We start from the raw sequence: 17,088 nt of genomic DNA, 5'->3' as shown, positions 1-17,088 counted from the left end.
GACCACCGTGCGCCCACCCCCGTGTCGGAGGCGGGCGCACGCGGATCAGACTCCGGCGATCAGCCTCTCGGCGAACCAGAACAGCCCGATCGCGGCGACCACAGCCGCGATCCAGAAGCCCGCCGACGGCAGCCGACGGCGCAGCAGCACAAACAGCGGGAACACCACCGCGATCACCAGGAGCTGCGCCAGCTCGATACCCACGTTGAAGACGAGGAGCGCCCCGAGCAGATCCCACGAGAACGGTTCGTCGATTCCCAACGCTCCGGCGAAGCCCACGCCGTGCATCAGCCCGAAGGCGAAGACCACGCCGATGCGCAGCAGATCCCCTCGGGTGAAGCCGTCGACCGCCGGTGCGGATGCCGGCGCCGCGAGGATCTGCTCCCGCACGGCGACAGCGCTCCCGCCGCCTCCGACGAGCGGCTGCTCGTCGAGAGGACCCTGGGCCTTCCCGGACAAGGGCCGAAGCGTCCCGCCCACCCCTATCGCATCCGCCTGTCCGGCACGCCGGAACCGCCGCATCTCCCAGAGCGCGACGACGGCGATCGACAGGGCGATGGCCGGCTCGACGATCCAGGCGGGGATGCTCACCACCCCGAGGGCGGCGAGGATGAAGGTCGCCGAGTGCGCGACCGTGAACGCCGTCGCCGCCAGCACGATATCCCGGAGCCGTCGAGATCCGATGATCAGCGCCAGCAGGAACAGCAGGTGGTCGGGGCCGAGCAGCAGATGCTCCGCCCCCAGCACGAGGAACTCACCCATCCGAGAGCCCCAGTCGGTCGTGGTGACCATCGAGGGGTTCGTGTCGGTGTCGAGGCTGGCCACACCCGCCCCCGAACGCACGTCGTAGTCGACGATCGTCGTCGTCATGCCCCCGGGAGCCGTTCCGGGAAACAGCTCGGTCGTGATCCGATACGGCACGGGCATCGCCTCTACCTGCGCCGTGCAGTCGGCTTCGATCACCAGGCGCGCATGCGGTACGCCGTCCCGGATGACGATCTCGTAGGGCGCCACCACGGCGTTGGGGCACGCCAGCGACGGTTCCTCGTCCTGCGCCACGCTCACCGAGAACCGAGGCAGCACGTATCCCTCGACGGAGTCGGCATGATCGTCGAGCACCGCGGGCGTGAGCTTCTCCGGATCCCGGCCGCTCGCCTGCACGTCGGCGTAGGCCTCCTGCTCCAAGGCCGTGTCGCCCATCGCCCGCGCTCCGTCGGTCGCGAGCAGGACGTACTCGATGTCGAGCACGGTGCGCACGACGCCGCGCTCGGGTTCGGACACATCGGCGAAGACCGTCGCCGCATAGCTGTGCGCCGCGGCCGGGGCCGCCGTCAGCATCACGCTGACGGCGACCCCGGTGAGGGCGACGACTCCGGCGACCAGGGTGCGGATCGCCAGTCGGGGGCGCTGACGCGCACCCGGATGCCGACGCCGGTTCCTCATTCCTGTCCCTCCGGGTGGCGCAGCATCCGTCGGCGGAGCAGAACGCCGCCTCCGGCGAGCAGCAGCAGTCCGGCGAAGGCGAGCATCGTCGGGGCCGGGCCACCGGTCGCCGCCAGTGGATCGGACTGTCCGCCGGCGGAACCGCCGCCCTGGTTCGCGCCGCCACCGGGGGTGCCACCGGGGGTGCCACCGGGGGTGCCGCCGGGGTTGCCGCCGGGGTTGCCGCCGTCGGAGCCGGCTGTCGAGGTCACGGTGAACGTGACCTGGTTCTGCCGGGCGGCCGCGTCGGTCGCGATGTACTTCAGGGTGTAGGTGCCGGTCGCGGTCGGGGTGAACGTGTATCCGTCTCCGGCAGCCGCGGCGAGCGCCCGCAGGCCGGACGCCGGGTCGTCGACCGCCACGGGGGCACCCGACGGGTCGGTCACCTCGAGCATCGTGCTCACGCGTCCCGAGTTGTCCACGGCCTCGGCGCGCGGGGCGGTGTAGGCGGTTCCGACCGTGGCCTCACCCGCAGGTTCCGGGGCGACGCGCACGAGCGGCGGCATGGTGTCGAGTGCGGTGAGCTCCCGCGTCGCCACCCGGTACACGTCCTTGTCGGAGAGCGGAGCGCTGTAGACCTCGACTCCGGCGATCCGTCCGTCCATGGTGGCGTCGTCGAGCGCGCCCGACGTGTTCGCGTCGCCGCCGATCACCATGTAGCGCGCGTCGGCCGCGCTGGGCTTGACGGAGAACGACACTCCTTCGGACTCGGCCTTTCGGACACCGTCGACGTACAGCCGTGCATCCTGGCCGTCATACCAGGCGGTCACGTGGTACCACTGGCCGTACTTCAGGCTGACCGCCGGACGAGGCGAGGCGTACCAGAACTGCAGCTCGTACGTCGTCGCGCTGGTGCCGACGGCCTCGAGACCGATGCCCCCGCTCTGCATGCCGCCGAACACGTCGACGTATCCGCCGGCGATCGCGTCGAGACGGAAGGTCGCATCGAGGGTGAAACCATCCTGCAGCGCTGCATACTCCGCGTCCGTCCACTTCGGAGTGCGGATGCCGGTGGCAGCTCCCTCCGCGCCGATCACGACATCGGATCCCACGCCGGGATCGTTCTCGATCCGGGCATCGGCGCCTGCGGTGAGCGGACGCGCGGCCGGAGAGGAGTCGCTCGCCGTGCCGCCCGCGAAGCCGACATCCAGGAGATCAGCCGTGGGCAGGGCGGCGCGGAGGTCGTCGAAGGTCAGACTGCTGGGGTCGAAGGGCCCCTCACCGCCGCTGCCTTCGGTGCTGGTGAACCGCGTCGTCAGCGCGGCACCCTCCTTGCCCCAGGCGTTGATCGGGGTGACCCGCACCTCGTACTCCCGTCCGGGGAGCAGGTTCCACACCTCGTGGCTGCGGTCGACCGGCATCGGCAGGTTGTAGAACCCCGACCACTGCAGGAACGAGTTCACCTCCTCGCCGGTGGCGACGTCGACCGTCGAGTAGCGGTATTTGTGCACGATGTCGCCGACGGAGTTCGGCGCGGGCACGGCCTGCGGGAAGGAGGCCATCGCCTTCGTGCTCGCGATGTCGGCCACGGTCACGGCCGCACCCTCCGGCCAGATCGGGCCGGCGGACTGCGCTGCGCGGTGAGAGTTGTTGAACGGGAAACGCTCGTCATAGGACTTGGTCTCATCGACCGAGTCGGCCACGTCCCAGGTCCAGGTCTGGTCGATCCACTGATCGGCGAGCAGGTCGTAGTTCTTGATGGTGACGGTGGTGCCGGTGATCTCGACGATGGCCGTCTGGCGGTTGTTGCCCGCGTCATCCGGCGTGGTGTCGTTGCCGCGGCTGGTCGGGCTCGAGTTCACGACGCCCGACTCGAACTCGTAGTACGCCAGCGGAGGCGCGTTCACGGTGGTGAAGCCCTGAGTCGACCGATCGCCGGACCGGTTCTCCTGGCCCTGCCAGATCGAGGTCGGGATGTTCTGCGGCGTGTGGATGTGGCCGCCCCAGACGACCGCCTGGGGGAAGTCGTCGAACACGGACTGAAAGCCGTCGCCGCAGCCGCTGGACAGGCCCGTGCCGTACCACTCGTTCGAGACGTAGTGCGTGCACTGGAGCGGGTGATGCACCAGCACCATGACGGGCTTGTTCGGGTCTTCGGCGGTGGCGGCGGCCAGCCTCTGCTGCAGCCAGGACTGGGCGTAGGCGTAGTTGCCACCGCTCGCTCCCGAGGGCTTGCCCGTGTCGGGGTCGATGGTGCCACTGCCCGGCGACACCGTGATGACGTGGTAGCCGTTCACGGTGTAGTCGGCGTTCGGCTTCTGGCCGCCCGTCGCCTGCGTGAACAGGTCGTACGAGGAGATACCCGAGACGTCGTGGTTTCCGAGCGACGCGATCGCCGGGATACCGAGGCCTGCCTTGGAATCCATCGTCTGCTTGAGTCCGGCGAATTCGCCCGGCGTCGCACTGTTGGTGAGGTCGCCGACGAACAGGGCGGTCTGGACGTTTTCCTGTGCCCAGAAGTCGTAGGCCTCGGCGAGCTCGTCCCAGTTGACGTGGATGTCCCCGATCGCCGCGAAGCGCACGTCCGGTCCTCCGGCCTCGACCGCCGGCGCCGCTGCGACGCTCGGAGCCGCAGCCACGGCCGCATCCGGAGCCCCGGTCACCGTGATCGTGCGGGTCTCCGTGCTCACGCCGCCTGCGGCATCGCTGATCGAGTAGCCGACGACGTAATCACCGGGGACGGTCGGGGTGAATCGATACCCGCCGGACTCCTCCGGCATGACCATCGTGACGACACCGGAAGGGTCTTCCACCGTGACGACGAGCTCGCTCGCGGAGCCGTCGACATCGGCCGCGGAGGCCGAAGGAAGCAGCACAGCACTCCCGACCCGACCGCTGGTCGGTGCCTCGCGCTCGAGGCGGATGATGGTGCCGCCCGTCTCGGTGGCGGGCGACACGTCTTCGGGATCGGTCACGGCGAGGCTCGCGTTCGACGTGGTGACGACCGGTGCGGCCACGGACGCAGCAGCCGGGAGCACAGGCCCCGCGATACAGGCGGCGACGGCGACGAGCGATGCGGGGCGGAGGAGCCGCGCGAATCCGCGGCGGGAAAGGGACGGATCGGGGGCGGGCGGTTTACGACGAGACACGGAGCATCCTCTGTGAGACGAGAAGAAATCGGACTTCCCCAATCGACCGCCGCAAGATGACGCCGGGGTGAACACCGGCCGACGCAGACGTGTCATCGGCCGCCCGCGCGGCGATCCGGGCGACCCGGTGCGCACAGTGGGCGCAGTCGCGCGACCCGTTCAGTCCTCGCCGGGGAGCGCGGCCGCTCCGAAGGCCTGCGCTTCGAAGGAGATCGTGTGCGGAACGTAGCGATCCTCGGCGCATTCGACGGGTCGGCCGTTCGAGGCGAAGGTTTCGCGTCGCACCTGCAGGAGCGGACTGGATCTCCGCACACCGAGCAGACGCGCATCCTCGGTCGCCGCAGCCACCGCTTCGATCCGGTGGTTTCCCGACGAGACCACGATCCCGGCGTCTGCGAGCACTCGTGTCGTGGAGACGACATCGTCGGGGACGCCGGTCACATGCGGCACCACCCAGGGCGCCCAGGTCGAGCGCTCCACCATCACGGGGCGCTGGTCGAGTGTCCGCACACGGGTGAAGGTCAGGACGTCTGCGTCCGTGCGGATCCCGAGCAGTCGCGCTTCTCGCGCCGTGGCCTTCCGCGTCGTGCGGGCCACGATGCGTCCACCGGGGGTGCGCCCGCGGCCACGCGCCCACTGGGTGAACGAGCGCATCCGGTCGAACCCCTGCGGCTGGCTGGGTTGCACGAACCACCCGGAGCCCCGGTGCGACTCGACCAGGCCCTGGCGCGCCAGGGTGGCGAGCACGGTGCGGATCGTCCGTCGAGAGACCCCGTGGAGGGCGGCCAGCTCCATCTCGCTGGGAAGCCCTGCACCCCCGGCGTAGGTGCCGTCGAGGATCTGCGCGCGAAGGAGCGCGAGCACCTCACTCATCGGCCGCATGCGATCGCATCACGGTGTTGTCGAGCGGAGCGCTCCCGGGTTGCGACGGCACAGCTCACTCTAACGCCCATGCGCCGGCACCCCGGAGATGACTGAAGCCCCCGGGCATGTGCCTGGGGGCTTCAGTGTTCGGTGGACCTAAGGGGATTCGAACCCCTGACCTCCTCGATGCGAACGAGGCGCGCTACCAACTGCGCCATAGGCCCGTGAACGACATCTACGCTATCACGACGGAGAAGCTGTTCGCGCCGCGGACGGTCATCCGGCGGCGCGGCGCGAGAGCAACTCGCGCACGTGCGCTTCGATCTCGGCGTCGTCGACGAAGCCCATCCGCGCATACGGCGACGAGGCCGCAGGAAGGGGCACCGGCGCCTCGGGCGCCATCTGCTCGGCGCGTTCGCGCAGGGCGGCGACGCGCGCGGCCTTGCGACGCTGTTCCTGCGCCTCCAGCTGAGCTTGCGCGGCCTGCGCCCGAGATCCGGCCACCGATACCAGGGGCTCCGGCAGCGGACGCGGTGTCCAGGTCGCCCGACCCTGATCGTGCAGCTCGGGGGCGACGCGCGGGGCGGCCGGCGTGGCCACCACGTGCGTGGCGCGTGCGACACGGCCGGCGACCGCGGCCATGCGCTGCAGGGCGATGCCGGCGACGACGACGGCGGCGCCACCGATCCACAGCAGCGCCGAGCTCCCGGCAGCCAGGAGCTGCCAGACGCCGAGCCCGGCGATGACGAGTCCGACGAGGAGGGTGCTGGTCGCGGCGACACGGACACGTCGACGTGCCCGTGCCCGTCGGATCACGGGATCGGCCCTGGTCGCCGCGAGTTGCTCACGAAGGGACTCGAGTTCGGCAGCCTCACGTTCGGACTGCACCCGCTTGGCCAGCTTCTGCTGGGCCAGCGCGGTGCGCGCGTTCAACTCGAAGCGCACTTCACCGGGAGTCTCGCTCGTCTCGGCGAGCACACGCAGGGCCTGGTTCAGCCGCACCGCGTTGCGTTCAGCGGCGTTGTATTGGAATCGCCCCCGCCAGGATGGCAGCAGATAGAGCATCCAGAGCAGCACGGCGACGAGCACGATCACTCCCCCGCTCAGCACCGGCCCGTCCATACCGACAACGCTAAGGGCTGGAAGCTGGCTGGGCCGTACAGTAAGGCGCGTGTCGCGGCGTGTCCGTCCGGATCAGGACCAGATGACCCTTTTCACTGCGAAATGCGGTCGGAGGGGGGCACCGTTGCGGCGTCGGGCGGCACCTGACCGCTGAGCCAGCGTGCGAGCACCCCTTGCGGCACATCTTCCTTCGTCAGGGCGAACGCATAGTGGTCGCGCCAGTCGCCGTCGATATGGATGTAACGACGACGCAGCCCCTCGTACCGGAACCCCAGCTTCTGCACGATGCGCAGACTCGCCGCGTTCTCCGGCCGGATGCAGATCTCCATGCGGTGCAGTCCGTACTCCGTGAAGCACGCGTCCGTGGCCATCGCCACGGCAGTCGGAGTGATCCCCCGGCCGGCGAACCGCTCGCTCACCCAGTACCCGATCGTGGCCGAGCACAGCGAGCCGCGGGACACTCCCCACACGTTGAGCTGTCCCGCGACCTCGCCGTCGTACTCCATGACGAACGGATAGCCCGAGCCGTCACGATACTGCTGGAGCAGGCGTCGGATGCTGAGCCTCATGTCGAACGACACCGAGCCGTAGGGGACGGTCGCCTCCCACGGCTGGAGCCACGACCTGTTGGCGAGCAGTTCATGCTGCAGCGGTCGCGCATCCTTCGCACGGACGAGCCGCAGTTCTATGGGTCCGTGTCGCATTCCCGTCGCCAGATCCATGCCGCACCGACGCCCGCAGAGTCGCCTAGAGGCGTTCCGCGAACTCCTTGAGCCAGGGACGCAGCTCGGGCCCGAGGTCATCGCGGTCCGCGGCGAGCTGCACGATCGCCTTGATGTAGTCGACGCGGTCGCCGGTGTCGTAACGGCGTCCACCGAAGACGACGCCGACCACGCCGGGGCCGTCGGGATCGGTCGCGAGCACCTGTAGCGCGTCGGTGAGCTGGATCTCTCCGCCCTTGCCCGGCTCGGTGTGCTCGAGGATGTCGAAAACCGACGCCGGGAGCACGTAGCGGCCGATGATGGCCAGGTTGGACGGCGCGTCTTCCTGCGCGGGCTTCTCGACGAGACCGGTCACCTGGACGGCGTCGGACCCCTCGAGCGGCTCGACGGCGGCCGCACCGTACATGTGGATGTTCGCGGGGTCGACCTCCATAAGCGCGATCACGGCCGCGCCCGAACGCTCGTGCTCGGCGATCATGTCGGTGAGGAGCGGGTCGCGCTCGTCGATGAGGTCGTCTCCGAGGAGCACGGCGAAAGAGCTGTCGCCGACGTGGGTGCGCGCACGCAGGACCGCGTGACCGAGCCCCTTCGGCTCGCCCTGGCGGACGAAGTGGATGTCGGCGAGATCGCTCGACTTCATCACGCGCTCGAGACGACCGGTATCGCCCTTCTCCATGAGCTTCACCTCGAGCTCCGGCACGGAGTCGAAGTGGTTGGAGATGGCGTTCTTGTTGCGGCCGATGATGACGAGGATGTCGTCGATGCCGGCGTTCGCCGCCTCTTCGACGACGTATTGGATCGCCGGCTTGTCGACGACGGGCAGCATCTCTTTGGGCATCGCCTTCGTCGCAGGGAGGAATCGCGTCCCCAGGCCTGCGGCGGGAATGACGGCTTTGATCTTGTGGTCAGCCATCTTGCCAGCCTAGTGGTGAGCGCCGACGTAGACTCGGAGCCATGTCGAACGACGTCGAACATGCGAAGCGTGCACTCCGCGCCGAACTCCGCGAACGACGCCAGCTCCTCTCCGACACGCAGCGCGACGCCGCGGCCACGGCCATCGGCGAACGCCTCGACGCCCTGATCGACGAGCTCGGCGCCCGCTCCATCTCGTGCTTCCTGTCCACCACCACCGAGCCGGGCACCCGTGAATTCGTGACCAGGGCCGTGCGGCGCGGCATCCGCGTGCTCCTCCCCGTCACTCGCGCCGATGGGCTGCTGGACTGGGCCGTGGCGACCGACGACGACGAGGTCAGCGAGGGGCTGTTCGGTCTGCCCGAGCCCACAGGCGAGGTGCTGGGCCCGATCGCCGTCAACGACGTCGATCTCATGATCGTCCCCGCTGCCGCTGTCGATCGCACCGGGATGCGCATGGGCTGGGGACGCGGCTACTTCGACAAGACCATCGGCTCGATGGAGAAGTGCCCGCCCGTCTATGCCGTGATCTATGATTCCGAGGTACTCGACGAACTTCCGCGCGAGGTGCACGACCAGCCCGTGAATGGCGTCGTGACCCCGTCGCAGACCCTCACCCTGTCGCCGCGGCGACGCTGATCGCAAGGACCCCCATGCCCACCTACGCCTATGCCTGCACCTCGTGCGGACACAAGTTCGACGCCGTGCAGAGCTTCGCCGACGACGCTCTCACCGTGTGCCCCGAATGCGGTGGCGCGTTGCGCAAGCAGTACGGCTCGATCGGCGTGACCTTCAACGGCTCCGGCTTCTATCGCACGGACTCGCGCGCCAAATCCGGTGGATCGAAGGATGGTTCGGCATCATCGAAGACGGAATCGACGACGAGCGCCAAACCGGCGGCTGCGTCGACTCCGGCCTCTTCCTGAGGCCCCGATCTGTTGGGGGATCCCATGCTCAAAGGTTTCAAGGACTTCCTGCTCCGCGGCAACGTCATCGACCTGGCCGTCGCTGTCGTCATCGGTACGGCTTTCACCGCGATCGTCACGGCCGTCGTGAACAGCATCATCAACCCGCTCATCGCGCTCTTCCTGAAGGCGGATGCCGCCGGTCAGTTCGGCATCCCCGTGACGAACATCTACGGCGAGACCGTCACGTTCCCCATCGGCGAGCTGATCTCGGCGATCATCAGCTTCCTCGCCGTCGCCGCCGTCGTCTACTTCGTCTTCGTGCTGCCGATGAACACGTTCAAGGCCCGCGTCGAGGCCCGCAAGGGCACTCCGGCCGAGGAGCCCGAGGAGGAGCCGGCCGCCTCGACCGAGTCCGAGCTGCTCGTCGAGATCCGCGACCTGCTCAAGGCACAACGCGGAGCCTGACCGCCTCCGCTCGCACCCGAGACGCACGGTCCTCTTCGGAGGGCCGTGCGTTTCTGGTTCCGTTGCCCGGACGACCGGACACGGCGTTCAGCGACAGCACTGCCCCGTCATCCGGCGACTCCGTTCTTCCGGCGCCTCAGTAGTGCGGCGGCACATCCTGGATCAGCTGGTCGTCGTTCGGCCCCTTGGCGCCCTTCGGCCGCGACCGCGGAGGCACTTCGGCGGGGCCGGACTCCGGTGCCGGGTCGCTCCCCGGCACCGGGGTCAGGCGGGCACGCCGTGAACCGGTGACCCGCACCACGCGCTGGCGCGGCGTCGGGGTGTCGGACTGGTCAGTCATCGCGGGTGTCGACGATGTCGATCGGCTGCGTGTCGTTCTCCGCGCGCGGCGTCGACTCCGAGATGCCGAGAACCGCGGCGATCCGCGTCGCGGCGGTCACGGGGTCGCTGTAGAGATCGAAGGCGTGCACGCGCACATAGTGCCAGCCCAGACGACGCAGCACGTGCGGTCGCAGCCGCAGCGTCTCCCGCAGAGACTCGCCCCGCGTCTCCGGATCGGACTCGATCACGACCGCCTTGCCGCCGTGCTGGGCCACCAGGGGCAGCAATCCGCGATAGTCGACGTCCACCGAGGCGCCCAGACGCCGCAACTCCCGCGCGAGGGCGAGGGTGAGAGGATCGGCAAGGTCTTCCAGGCGCGCGTCTCGGCTGCGGGCGGCCAGTCCGCCGAGGATCGACATCAGCGTCGCCGCTCCATGCTCCAGGCGTCCGTCGTCGAAGGAGGAGGGACGGATCGAGGAGACGAGCACCATCGAGCGGCGCGCGCGCGTCATCCCGACAGTGAGGAGTCGCTCTCCGTCGGGAGTGGAGAGATCGCCGAAGTCGCTCAGCACCCGACCGTGCTTGGTGAGTCCGAAGCCGAGCGAGAAGATGACGCGGTCACGGCTCTCGGCGACCGACTCCTCGAGCGTCAGCACCGCGAACGGCTCGACCGTGTCGCGTCCGACGAAGTCCGCGACGTCGGAGCGCCCGGCGAACGCCGAGGTGACGGCGGCGCGTACGCGCTCGGCATGGCGCGCGCTCGCGGTCACGACCATGAGCGATTCGGCAGGACGATGCACGGCGTGCTCGACCACGAGCGTCACGACCCTCGCCACTTCGGCGTCCGGACTCTCGACGGCGCCGGAGATCGGGTCCGGTGTTCCCGTGCCGCCCTCCACGTAGTCGACCGTGAGGCTGCCGCGACCGAGATACGAGCCCGCCCAGGGAAGCGACACGATCTCGCCGCCGTAGAACGCGTCGTTGATGAGCTCCGCGAGGTCTTCGCCGCCCGCACGGTAGCTGCGGGTGAGCGTCATCACCGGCAGGAGCCCGGAGAGCCGCTCGAAGGCCGAGACGTCGTCGAACGGTACCTCGGCCTCCCACGACTCCTCCGGGTCCACCGCGATGCGGAACGGCGTAGGACGCTGCGTCACCGGGTCGCCGAACGCGACGATCTGGCGCGCGCGCCGGATCGCCGGGGCGGCCTCTGCGAGGTTGATCGCTGCGGCATCGACCAGGATCACCGTGTCGAACTCCACCGAGTCGGGAATCTCCGGCACCAGGTACGGCGACGAGATCCAGACCGGGGCGAGCACGTCGACAAGGGTGGGCGCGGCGCTGACGACCTGCGCGGTCGTGGTCGCCGACTGCGTCAGCGCACGGCGCAGGTGCTGCGACTGCTGCGGCTCGTCGACGATCGCGATCCGCCACTGGTTGGCCAGCTGCCAGGCGAGCAGCGGTCCGGCCATGGCGGCATGCGCCTCATCGACCAGCCGGAAGTCGCGTTCGAGCCGATCGACGACTGCGGTGTTCGCGCCGAGGAGGGCGCGGTTGTCCTGCAACGCGCGCTCGAGGAGGGACTGCCACCACGCGAACTCGAGTTCTTCCCCCACCTGGGACTCGGAGACATGGCGCACGGAGAGCTCGGCGAGCAGCGGCTCCAGCCCGAGCAGAGCGAGTCGGTCGCGCAACTGGGCGCGTTCGACGAGGTTCTCGAAGACATCGGACTTGGCGGCCAGCCCCGCGAGCGTGCGCACGAGTCGCGCCACCGGGAGCGACGCCAATGGCTCGCGTCGTCCGAGTGCGGCGTCGAGCTCGGCGAGCTCGGCCTCCACCCGCTGCCAGGCCACGTACACGTCGGCGAGACCGAGGGGGATCTCGGGCGCGACACCCGCCTCGACGCACCGCTGCCACTGCGTGCGCTGCGCCTGGATGCGCAGCAGCGCCTCGTGCATCTCGGTGACGTGCACGCCCGGACGGACGTACTCCTTCGCGAGACGCCGCAGCCGACGTCTGTTCGCCCCGGACAACCCGGGAGCGTCGCGGCGTGAACCGTGGGCCTGGATGAGCTCGCCCAGCGGACGCTCGAACACCGTCGGGCTGAACCGGTCCAGCGAGTCGCGGATCCCCTGCAGCAGACGCAGGTACTCACCCAGTTCGTCGATGGTCGAGAACGGCCGCATGTGGGTCTGAGCGATCAGCTCGTAGCCGCGCTCGAGAAGGGCGGGAACACTGTTCGCGTGCAGTCGACCGGCGAGCTCATGGGCGGCACGAGCGGCCTCGGTGCTGGAGAAGGTGACGCCGTACCACGGCGAGTCGTTCGGGCCGAAGCGGAACTCCCCGAGACGGGCCGCCTGGGCGAGCGCCTCGGCGGCCTCGGTGCGATCGGCGGCGAGTCGACGCAGGGCATCGGGGCCGAGTCGAGCAGTGGTCGACGGCGGCACGGGAAGCGACGCCAGCCGTGTCAGCTGACGGGTGGCGTCGAGCACCGAGGCGTCCAGGCCGGCGACGGGTGCGCTGAGCGCCTGACGGTAGTCGCGCAGGACGGTCCGCAGACGCACGAGTGCATCGTCGACCTCGCTGACCTTGGGCGCCGTGGCCTTCTCATTGCGTCCGATGGCCCTGACCAGATCGCGCCGCACGCTCGCCGGCGAGATCGCCAGGCTGTCGAGGCCGATCCCGGCGAGTCGGTGACGCACCCCGTCCAAGGTGGAGCGCCGCGCGGAGACGACGAGCACGCGCTTGCCGCCGCGCACCAGTTCACCCAGCGCGTTGATCACGGTCTGGGTCCCCCCGGTTCCGGGAAGGGTCGCGACGGTGAGGGAATGCCCTGCCGCGATACGGGCCAGCACTGCTTCCTGCTCCGCGTCCGCATCCAGGAGGAGGTTGTCCGAGGCCGGTGCGCGATCATCCGGGCCGATGTGATGCGGGATGGCTCGCGGAGCGGTGACGCGCTCGCGGTCTCCCACGTGACCGGCCAGGGCGTTCAGCACCGGATGATCGAGGCTGCCCCCGTCGCGGGACATCAGTCCTGACACATCGGCGAACGTCGAGACCACCAGACGCGGTTCGACCGAGAACGTGTCGATCGAACGCGTCATCGCGCGCAGACTGTCGATCACGGGTTGCGGCTTGAAGATGCCGCCGTCGTAGGCCAACGAGGCGAGCGCGGTGGCATCGATCGTGAGGCCGAAGTGGTCGCGAGCGATCCGCACGAGTTCGGGATTCACCTCGAAGGTGCCCTGCAGCTTCAACTCGAAATCGGAGTGGTGGCGGCGGATCGCCAGCGGACGCAGCAGCACGGGGGCCGCGAAACCCGCTCCCCCGATGCGCCACCGGGCGACTCCGACGGCGAGGTGCACGGCTTCGATGCCGCGGACGGTACGGAGCTCGGTGTTCTTCGCGGTGATGCGCTCCGCGGCGAGCCGAGCTGTCCGCAGCCCGACCTCGTCGCGGAAGAGATTCGAGAGGAGAGTCGACTTGCCGGTGATGAACTGCGGCAAGCTCCCCGGGTGCGCCTTGGAGATATCGATGCCCGACTCCGGGCTGTCACGGAAGCTCACGAGCGGCGAAGGGCCACCGAGATCGGCTGCCTCGGCCCTCAGACGCGTCCGCTCGGCCTCTGCGGCGTGTGCGATGTCGAGGCCTGTCGTGGTTCCGTGCAGATCGCTGATCGACACAGCAGCATCCACCGCTGTGTCGTCCGCAGACTTGTCTTCACGTCGCCACACACTGACACCCTAGGCGTGCGACCTGCGGAGACGGGGTATCCCAGGCGGGTTTCCGCCGAATTTCCGGCGATTCTGCGCTGCGTAGGGGGTGGCGCACTTCTCCTGCCCGATGTGAACCCGGGTCGCGTTCTCCACTCGGAACGTCAAGTATGCGATTCCGCGTCGAGCCGAGCGGACAGGATGGGGGCATGACGTTCCGCTACGACTTCGCCCCGACGCCGTTCGGGGATGCTCTCGCGGTGTTCTCCGACGAGGGCATCGTGCGATTCGACCTCTCCGAGTCCGAGGACCCGCGCGTGCCCTGGCTGCTCGAAGGCGTGTCCCATCAGTTGAGAGCAGTGCCAGAGCCCGACCCCGGAGCCGCCGACGAACTCGCTCATCTCCTGTCCGACTACTTCGACGGCGAGCCGGTGCGTTTCGACAGGCGCATCCGCCTCGACTGGCGGCTCGTCGACGGGTTCGCCCTCGCCGCGCTGCAGACCATCTGCAGCATCGAGTGGGGCCAGACCATGAGCTACGGGGAGGTGGCGATCCTCGCGGGTCACCCCGGGGCTGCGCGCGCCGTCGGCACCGCGTGCCGCATCACCCCCTTCTCGATCATCGTGCCGGTGCATCGGGTGGTGCGCTCCGACGGCAGCGCAGGGCAGTACGGAGCGCACCCCGAACGCAAGCGGTTCCTGCTCGACCTCGAGGCGCACTGAGGTCGACAGGCCACGTCGTGGACCCGGCGAGTAGGCCGCCGGGTCCACACGCTTCCCCTGGGAGCCGATGGATCCGACGCCGTCCGCGACGACGACGGTGACGATGACACGGGTGATATCGTCGACGCTACGAAACGGGGAACAGCGTCACCCCGGAAGTAGGTAGTCGTGTCCTCACCCGTCACCCGCGAATCCGAGGCGGATCTCGTCGCGAACGCCGTGCGCGAGCTCGCCAGGCGGACGCGCTTCCCCGTCGCGTTCGGCGGTCTCATCGAAGAAGGCGTCGTGAGCGTCACGAGCATCGTCGGTGCGCGCACGCGGTCGCTGGACGGGCTCCGGGTGCGACCCGAGCGCGGGCTCGGCGGGCGGGCCATGATGGAGCTCCGCCCCCGGATGACGAGCGACTACGGGTCGTCACAGCAGATCACGCACGACTACGACGTGTTCGTCCTCGGCGAGGGCCTGCGCACCCTTCTCGCGCTGCCGATCGTGGTCCACGGCCGTTCCCGCGGAGTGCTGTACGCCGGCGGATGGGATGAGGAGCGGGTGGGCGGTGTGACCACGGCACCCGCCATGCAGGTCGCGCAGGCTGTCGCCGATGAGCTGCGCATCCGCGACGAGGTGCAGCGCCGTCTGCAGGAGACCACGCGCGGCGACGAGGTCGTGGCGCCGGCACAGCGCGAGGAGCTGAGGCAGAGCTTCGCAGAGCTGCGGAGTATCGCCGCCTCCGTGGAAGACGCGGATGTCCGCGACCGGATCGCGCAGGTCGAACGACGCCTCATGACCCTCGCCGGCGACATCGCATCACCCGCGACGAGCCCCATCCCCACCGTCCACCTGTCTCCGCGAGAGACCGATGTGCTCGCATGCGCGGCTCTCGGTTCGACGAATGCCGAGATCGCCGCGCAGCTCGGTCTGCGCGAGGGGACCGTCAAGGCCTACCTCGGCACGGCGATGTCGAAACTCGACGCCTCGACTCGTCATGCCGCCGTGGCGAGGGCTCGCCGCGCCGGACTTCTCCCCTGACCACACAGAATTGATTTATTGCGTATTGCGCGTCACATTACCGCGGCTCGCTATTCGCAACTTGTCGCATTTCCTCGGAGCGAGTAAGGTCGCGATCATGGCGAGAAGAATTGTGCATCAGCTGGTCGACGACATCGATGGCAGCGTCCTGGAAGTGGGCGAAGGCGAGACGGTGCATTTCTCGCTCAACGGCACGGCATACGAGATCGATCTGAATGCCGCGCATGCGGATGAATTGCGTTCGGCATTGGCGCCTTATGTGGCAGCAGGCCGAAAGGCCGGCTCGTCGAATTCTCCGCGCGCGACATCGACTCGCAAGCGACCTGCACGAAACCCTGAGGTCGCGGCCATCCGCGCGTGGGCGAACGAGAACGGACACAAGCTCTCCGAGCGTGGCCGCATTCCCGCGCAGATCGTCGACGCGTACAACGCGGCGCACTGATCGCAGACCGAGATCGTCGAGTTCCCCTGCTGAAGCGGGGGAACTTTACGCCCCTTCCTGCACCCAGGCTTCGTCGCGGAGCGTGATCTCCTCCGTCATATCCGTGAGGAATCGGATCACGGTTTCCCTTTCAGCGGGACTCAGGCGGGCGGCAGAATAGAAGCGCTTCGCCTGCTGACGCCCGACCGTCTCCATCGCTGCACGTCGCGTCTCCGCGGTGATGGAGATCTGCAGTGCCCTGCGGTCGGTGGGGTGGGGGGCACGCGTGATGTGCCCTCCCTGCTCCAGGCGATCGAGGAGCTTCGTGGTCGCCGCGGTCGAGACACCGAGGTGGTGCGCGATTCCCCCCGGCGTCGCCACCAGGTTCCGGTTCGCGCACACGATCAGATAGTGCAACGCACGCATGTCCGTCTCATTCAGACGCATGTATCGACGTGACGCCTGGGACAGCGCCTGCTCGGCTTCGCGCAGTCCGGCGAGCGACTCCATCACCCGGGCGATCTGCTTCAACTCCTCCGGCGGAACACCGCTGCGATCGATCAGGACGCTGCGGGGATCACTTGCCTCGACGTCGTAGATCGCCGAATGGACGAGCCCGTCAGGCGTATCCGCGGACGTTCGCGATCCGCCGTCGCCGACGGGGAGCGAATCCTCCGCGCCCGCGTGCGGGCTGGTGCCGGGCTCCGTGGTCATGCGATCATGTTACACACCAACAGTTTCATGCTAAGTTGACTACTCACCAAGTTAGCTAAATATGAACGCTCGAGATCTGGGAGATGCCATGGACGACGTGACCCTCCTCGCCGAAGACGGGACAGCTCTCGGCACGCTCCCGAAGAGCGAAGTCCACACGAGAGACACTCCCCTGCATCTCGCCTTCTCCTGCTATGTCCTCGACAGGGAGGGGCGGCTGCTCCTCACTCGTCGAGCGCTCGCGAAGAAGACGTGGCCGGGCGTCTGGACGAACAGCTTCTGCGGTCATCCACGACCGGACGAGACGATGGACGAGGCCGTGCGCCGACATGGCGTCGGCGAGCTCGGCATCCACCTCACCGAGATCCGCATGGCACTCCCCGACTACCGCTATCGCGCGGTGGATGCGAGTGGCATCGTCGAGAACGAGATCTGCCCCGTGCACGTCACGATCCTCGACGGCGACCCGGCCGCCAATCCCGATGAGGTGTCGGAATGGATCTGGGTCGAAGTCGATTCGCTGATCGAGGCTGTCACGCATGCACCCTTCGCGTTCAGCCCCTGGCTCGTAGAGCAGCTGCCGCAGCTGCGACAACTCGGCGAGGTGTGA

At 68.7% G+C, this 17,088-nt stretch carries 16 protein-coding genes and 1 tRNA gene; 7 read left to right on the top strand and 10 right to left on the bottom strand.

Features of this window, described 5'->3' with window-relative positions:
* Positions 1 to 45 precede the first annotated feature (45 nt).
* The 7 genes from ACLFA2_RS14085 to galU all read right to left on the bottom strand — a co-directional run bounded on the left by ACLFA2_RS14085 (position 46) and on the right by galU (position 8,192).
* Positions 46 to 1,443 carry a HupE/UreJ family protein gene (locus tag ACLFA2_RS14085; protein ID WP_426621496.1) on the bottom strand — a complete coding sequence of 466 codons (1,398 nt, stop codon included), beginning with the start codon at positions 1,441 to 1,443 and terminating at the stop codon, positions 46 to 48.
* Positions 1,440 to 4,571 (bottom strand): LamG-like jellyroll fold domain-containing protein, encoded by a 3,132-nt coding sequence (locus ACLFA2_RS14080; RefSeq protein ID WP_426621495.1) that lies wholly within the window; start codon positions 4,569 to 4,571, stop codon positions 1,440 to 1,442. Before ACLFA2_RS14080 ends, ACLFA2_RS14085 begins: the two co-directional genes overlap by 4 nt.
* 159 nt (positions 4,572 to 4,730) lie before the next feature.
* The gene (locus tag ACLFA2_RS14075; protein WP_426621494.1) at positions 4,731 to 5,444 is read right to left on the bottom strand and encodes a GntR family transcriptional regulator; all 714 of its coding nucleotides are present in this window, start codon (positions 5,442 to 5,444) and stop codon (positions 4,731 to 4,733) included.
* A gap of 142 nt (positions 5,445 to 5,586) precedes the next feature.
* Positions 5,587 to 5,659 (bottom strand) — tRNA-Ala (locus ACLFA2_RS14070).
* 52 nt (positions 5,660 to 5,711) lie between these two features.
* Positions 5,712 to 6,557 carry a hypothetical protein gene (locus ACLFA2_RS14065; protein ID WP_167255763.1) on the bottom strand — a complete coding sequence of 282 codons (846 nt, stop codon included), beginning with the start codon at positions 6,555 to 6,557 and terminating at the stop codon, positions 5,712 to 5,714.
* Between the two features lie 92 nt (positions 6,558 to 6,649).
* On the bottom strand, positions 6,650 to 7,261 hold the full coding sequence (locus ACLFA2_RS14060) for a GNAT family N-acetyltransferase (protein ID WP_021199986.1): 612 nt from the start codon (positions 7,259 to 7,261) through the stop codon (positions 6,650 to 6,652).
* 43 nt (positions 7,262 to 7,304) lie between these two features.
* A complete protein-coding gene (galU, locus tag ACLFA2_RS14055; protein ID WP_021199987.1) occupies positions 7,305 to 8,192 on the bottom strand; it encodes a UTP--glucose-1-phosphate uridylyltransferase GalU in 888 nt (295 codons plus the stop codon).
* Between the two features lie 41 nt (positions 8,193 to 8,233).
* On the opposite strand from galU, the gene ACLFA2_RS14050 reads away from it, so the two are divergent.
* From ACLFA2_RS14050 to mscL, 3 genes are read left to right on the top strand one after another with little or no spacing between them, the layout of a single operon-like run.
* Entirely contained in the window at positions 8,234 to 8,830 is a 597-nt protein-coding gene (locus tag ACLFA2_RS14050; protein WP_167255761.1) for a 5-formyltetrahydrofolate cyclo-ligase, read from the top strand.
* Between the two features lie 14 nt (positions 8,831 to 8,844).
* Positions 8,845 to 9,117 (top strand): FmdB family zinc ribbon protein, encoded by a 273-nt coding sequence (locus ACLFA2_RS14045; protein ID WP_021199989.1) that lies wholly within the window; start codon positions 8,845 to 8,847, stop codon positions 9,115 to 9,117.
* 24 nt (positions 9,118 to 9,141) lie between these two features.
* Positions 9,142 to 9,564, top strand: a complete 423-nt coding sequence (gene mscL / locus ACLFA2_RS14040; protein WP_021199990.1) for a large conductance mechanosensitive channel protein MscL — start codon at positions 9,142 to 9,144, stop codon at positions 9,562 to 9,564.
* A gap of 136 nt (positions 9,565 to 9,700) precedes the next feature.
* On the opposite strand, the gene ACLFA2_RS14035 is transcribed toward mscL, so the two are convergent.
* Both ACLFA2_RS14035 and ACLFA2_RS14030 read right to left on the bottom strand, forming a co-directional pair.
* On the bottom strand, positions 9,701 to 9,904 hold the full coding sequence (locus ACLFA2_RS14035) for a hypothetical protein (protein ID WP_021199991.1): 204 nt from the start codon (positions 9,902 to 9,904) through the stop codon (positions 9,701 to 9,703).
* Entirely contained in the window at positions 9,897 to 13,565 is a 3,669-nt protein-coding gene (locus tag ACLFA2_RS14030) for an AAA family ATPase (RefSeq protein ID WP_426622477.1), read from the bottom strand. Before ACLFA2_RS14030 ends, ACLFA2_RS14035 begins: the two co-directional genes overlap by 8 nt.
* 239 nt (positions 13,566 to 13,804) lie before the next feature.
* Here ACLFA2_RS14030 and ACLFA2_RS14025 point away from each other — a divergent pair, with 239 nt between their 5' ends.
* From ACLFA2_RS14025 to ACLFA2_RS14015, 3 genes are all read left to right on the top strand, one after another.
* Entirely contained in the window at positions 13,805 to 14,317 is a 513-nt protein-coding gene (locus ACLFA2_RS14025; RefSeq protein WP_426621493.1) for a methylated-DNA--[protein]-cysteine S-methyltransferase, read from the top strand.
* Positions 14,318 to 14,485: 168 nt separating this feature from the next.
* Positions 14,486 to 15,343: a LuxR C-terminal-related transcriptional regulator gene (locus tag ACLFA2_RS14020; protein ID WP_021199994.1), complete on the top strand. Its 858-nt coding sequence runs from the start codon at positions 14,486 to 14,488 to the stop codon at positions 15,341 to 15,343.
* Positions 15,300 to 15,785 (top strand): Lsr2 family protein, encoded by a 486-nt coding sequence (locus ACLFA2_RS14015; RefSeq protein WP_346380868.1) that lies wholly within the window; start codon positions 15,300 to 15,302, stop codon positions 15,783 to 15,785. Before ACLFA2_RS14020 ends, ACLFA2_RS14015 begins: the two co-directional genes overlap by 44 nt.
* A gap of 45 nt (positions 15,786 to 15,830) precedes the next feature.
* On the opposite strand, the gene ACLFA2_RS14010 is transcribed toward ACLFA2_RS14015, so the two are convergent.
* Positions 15,831 to 16,478 (bottom strand): MarR family winged helix-turn-helix transcriptional regulator, encoded by a 648-nt coding sequence (locus tag ACLFA2_RS14010; protein ID WP_021199996.1) that lies wholly within the window; start codon positions 16,476 to 16,478, stop codon positions 15,831 to 15,833.
* Between the two features lie 88 nt (positions 16,479 to 16,566).
* On the opposite strand from ACLFA2_RS14010, the gene idi reads away from it, so the two are divergent.
* Positions 16,567 to 17,088 carry an isopentenyl-diphosphate Delta-isomerase gene (gene idi, locus ACLFA2_RS14005; protein ID WP_029258655.1) on the top strand — a complete coding sequence of 174 codons (522 nt, stop codon included), beginning with the start codon at positions 16,567 to 16,569 and terminating at the stop codon, positions 17,086 to 17,088.

Source organism: Microbacterium sp. As-52, from assembly GCF_049949185.1.
Taxonomy (GTDB): domain Bacteria; phylum Actinomycetota; class Actinomycetes; order Actinomycetales; family Microbacteriaceae; genus Microbacterium; species Microbacterium maritypicum_A.
The sequence above is the reverse complement of the archived record's forward strand: the minus strand, read 5'-3'. Positions and strand labels throughout refer to the sequence as shown.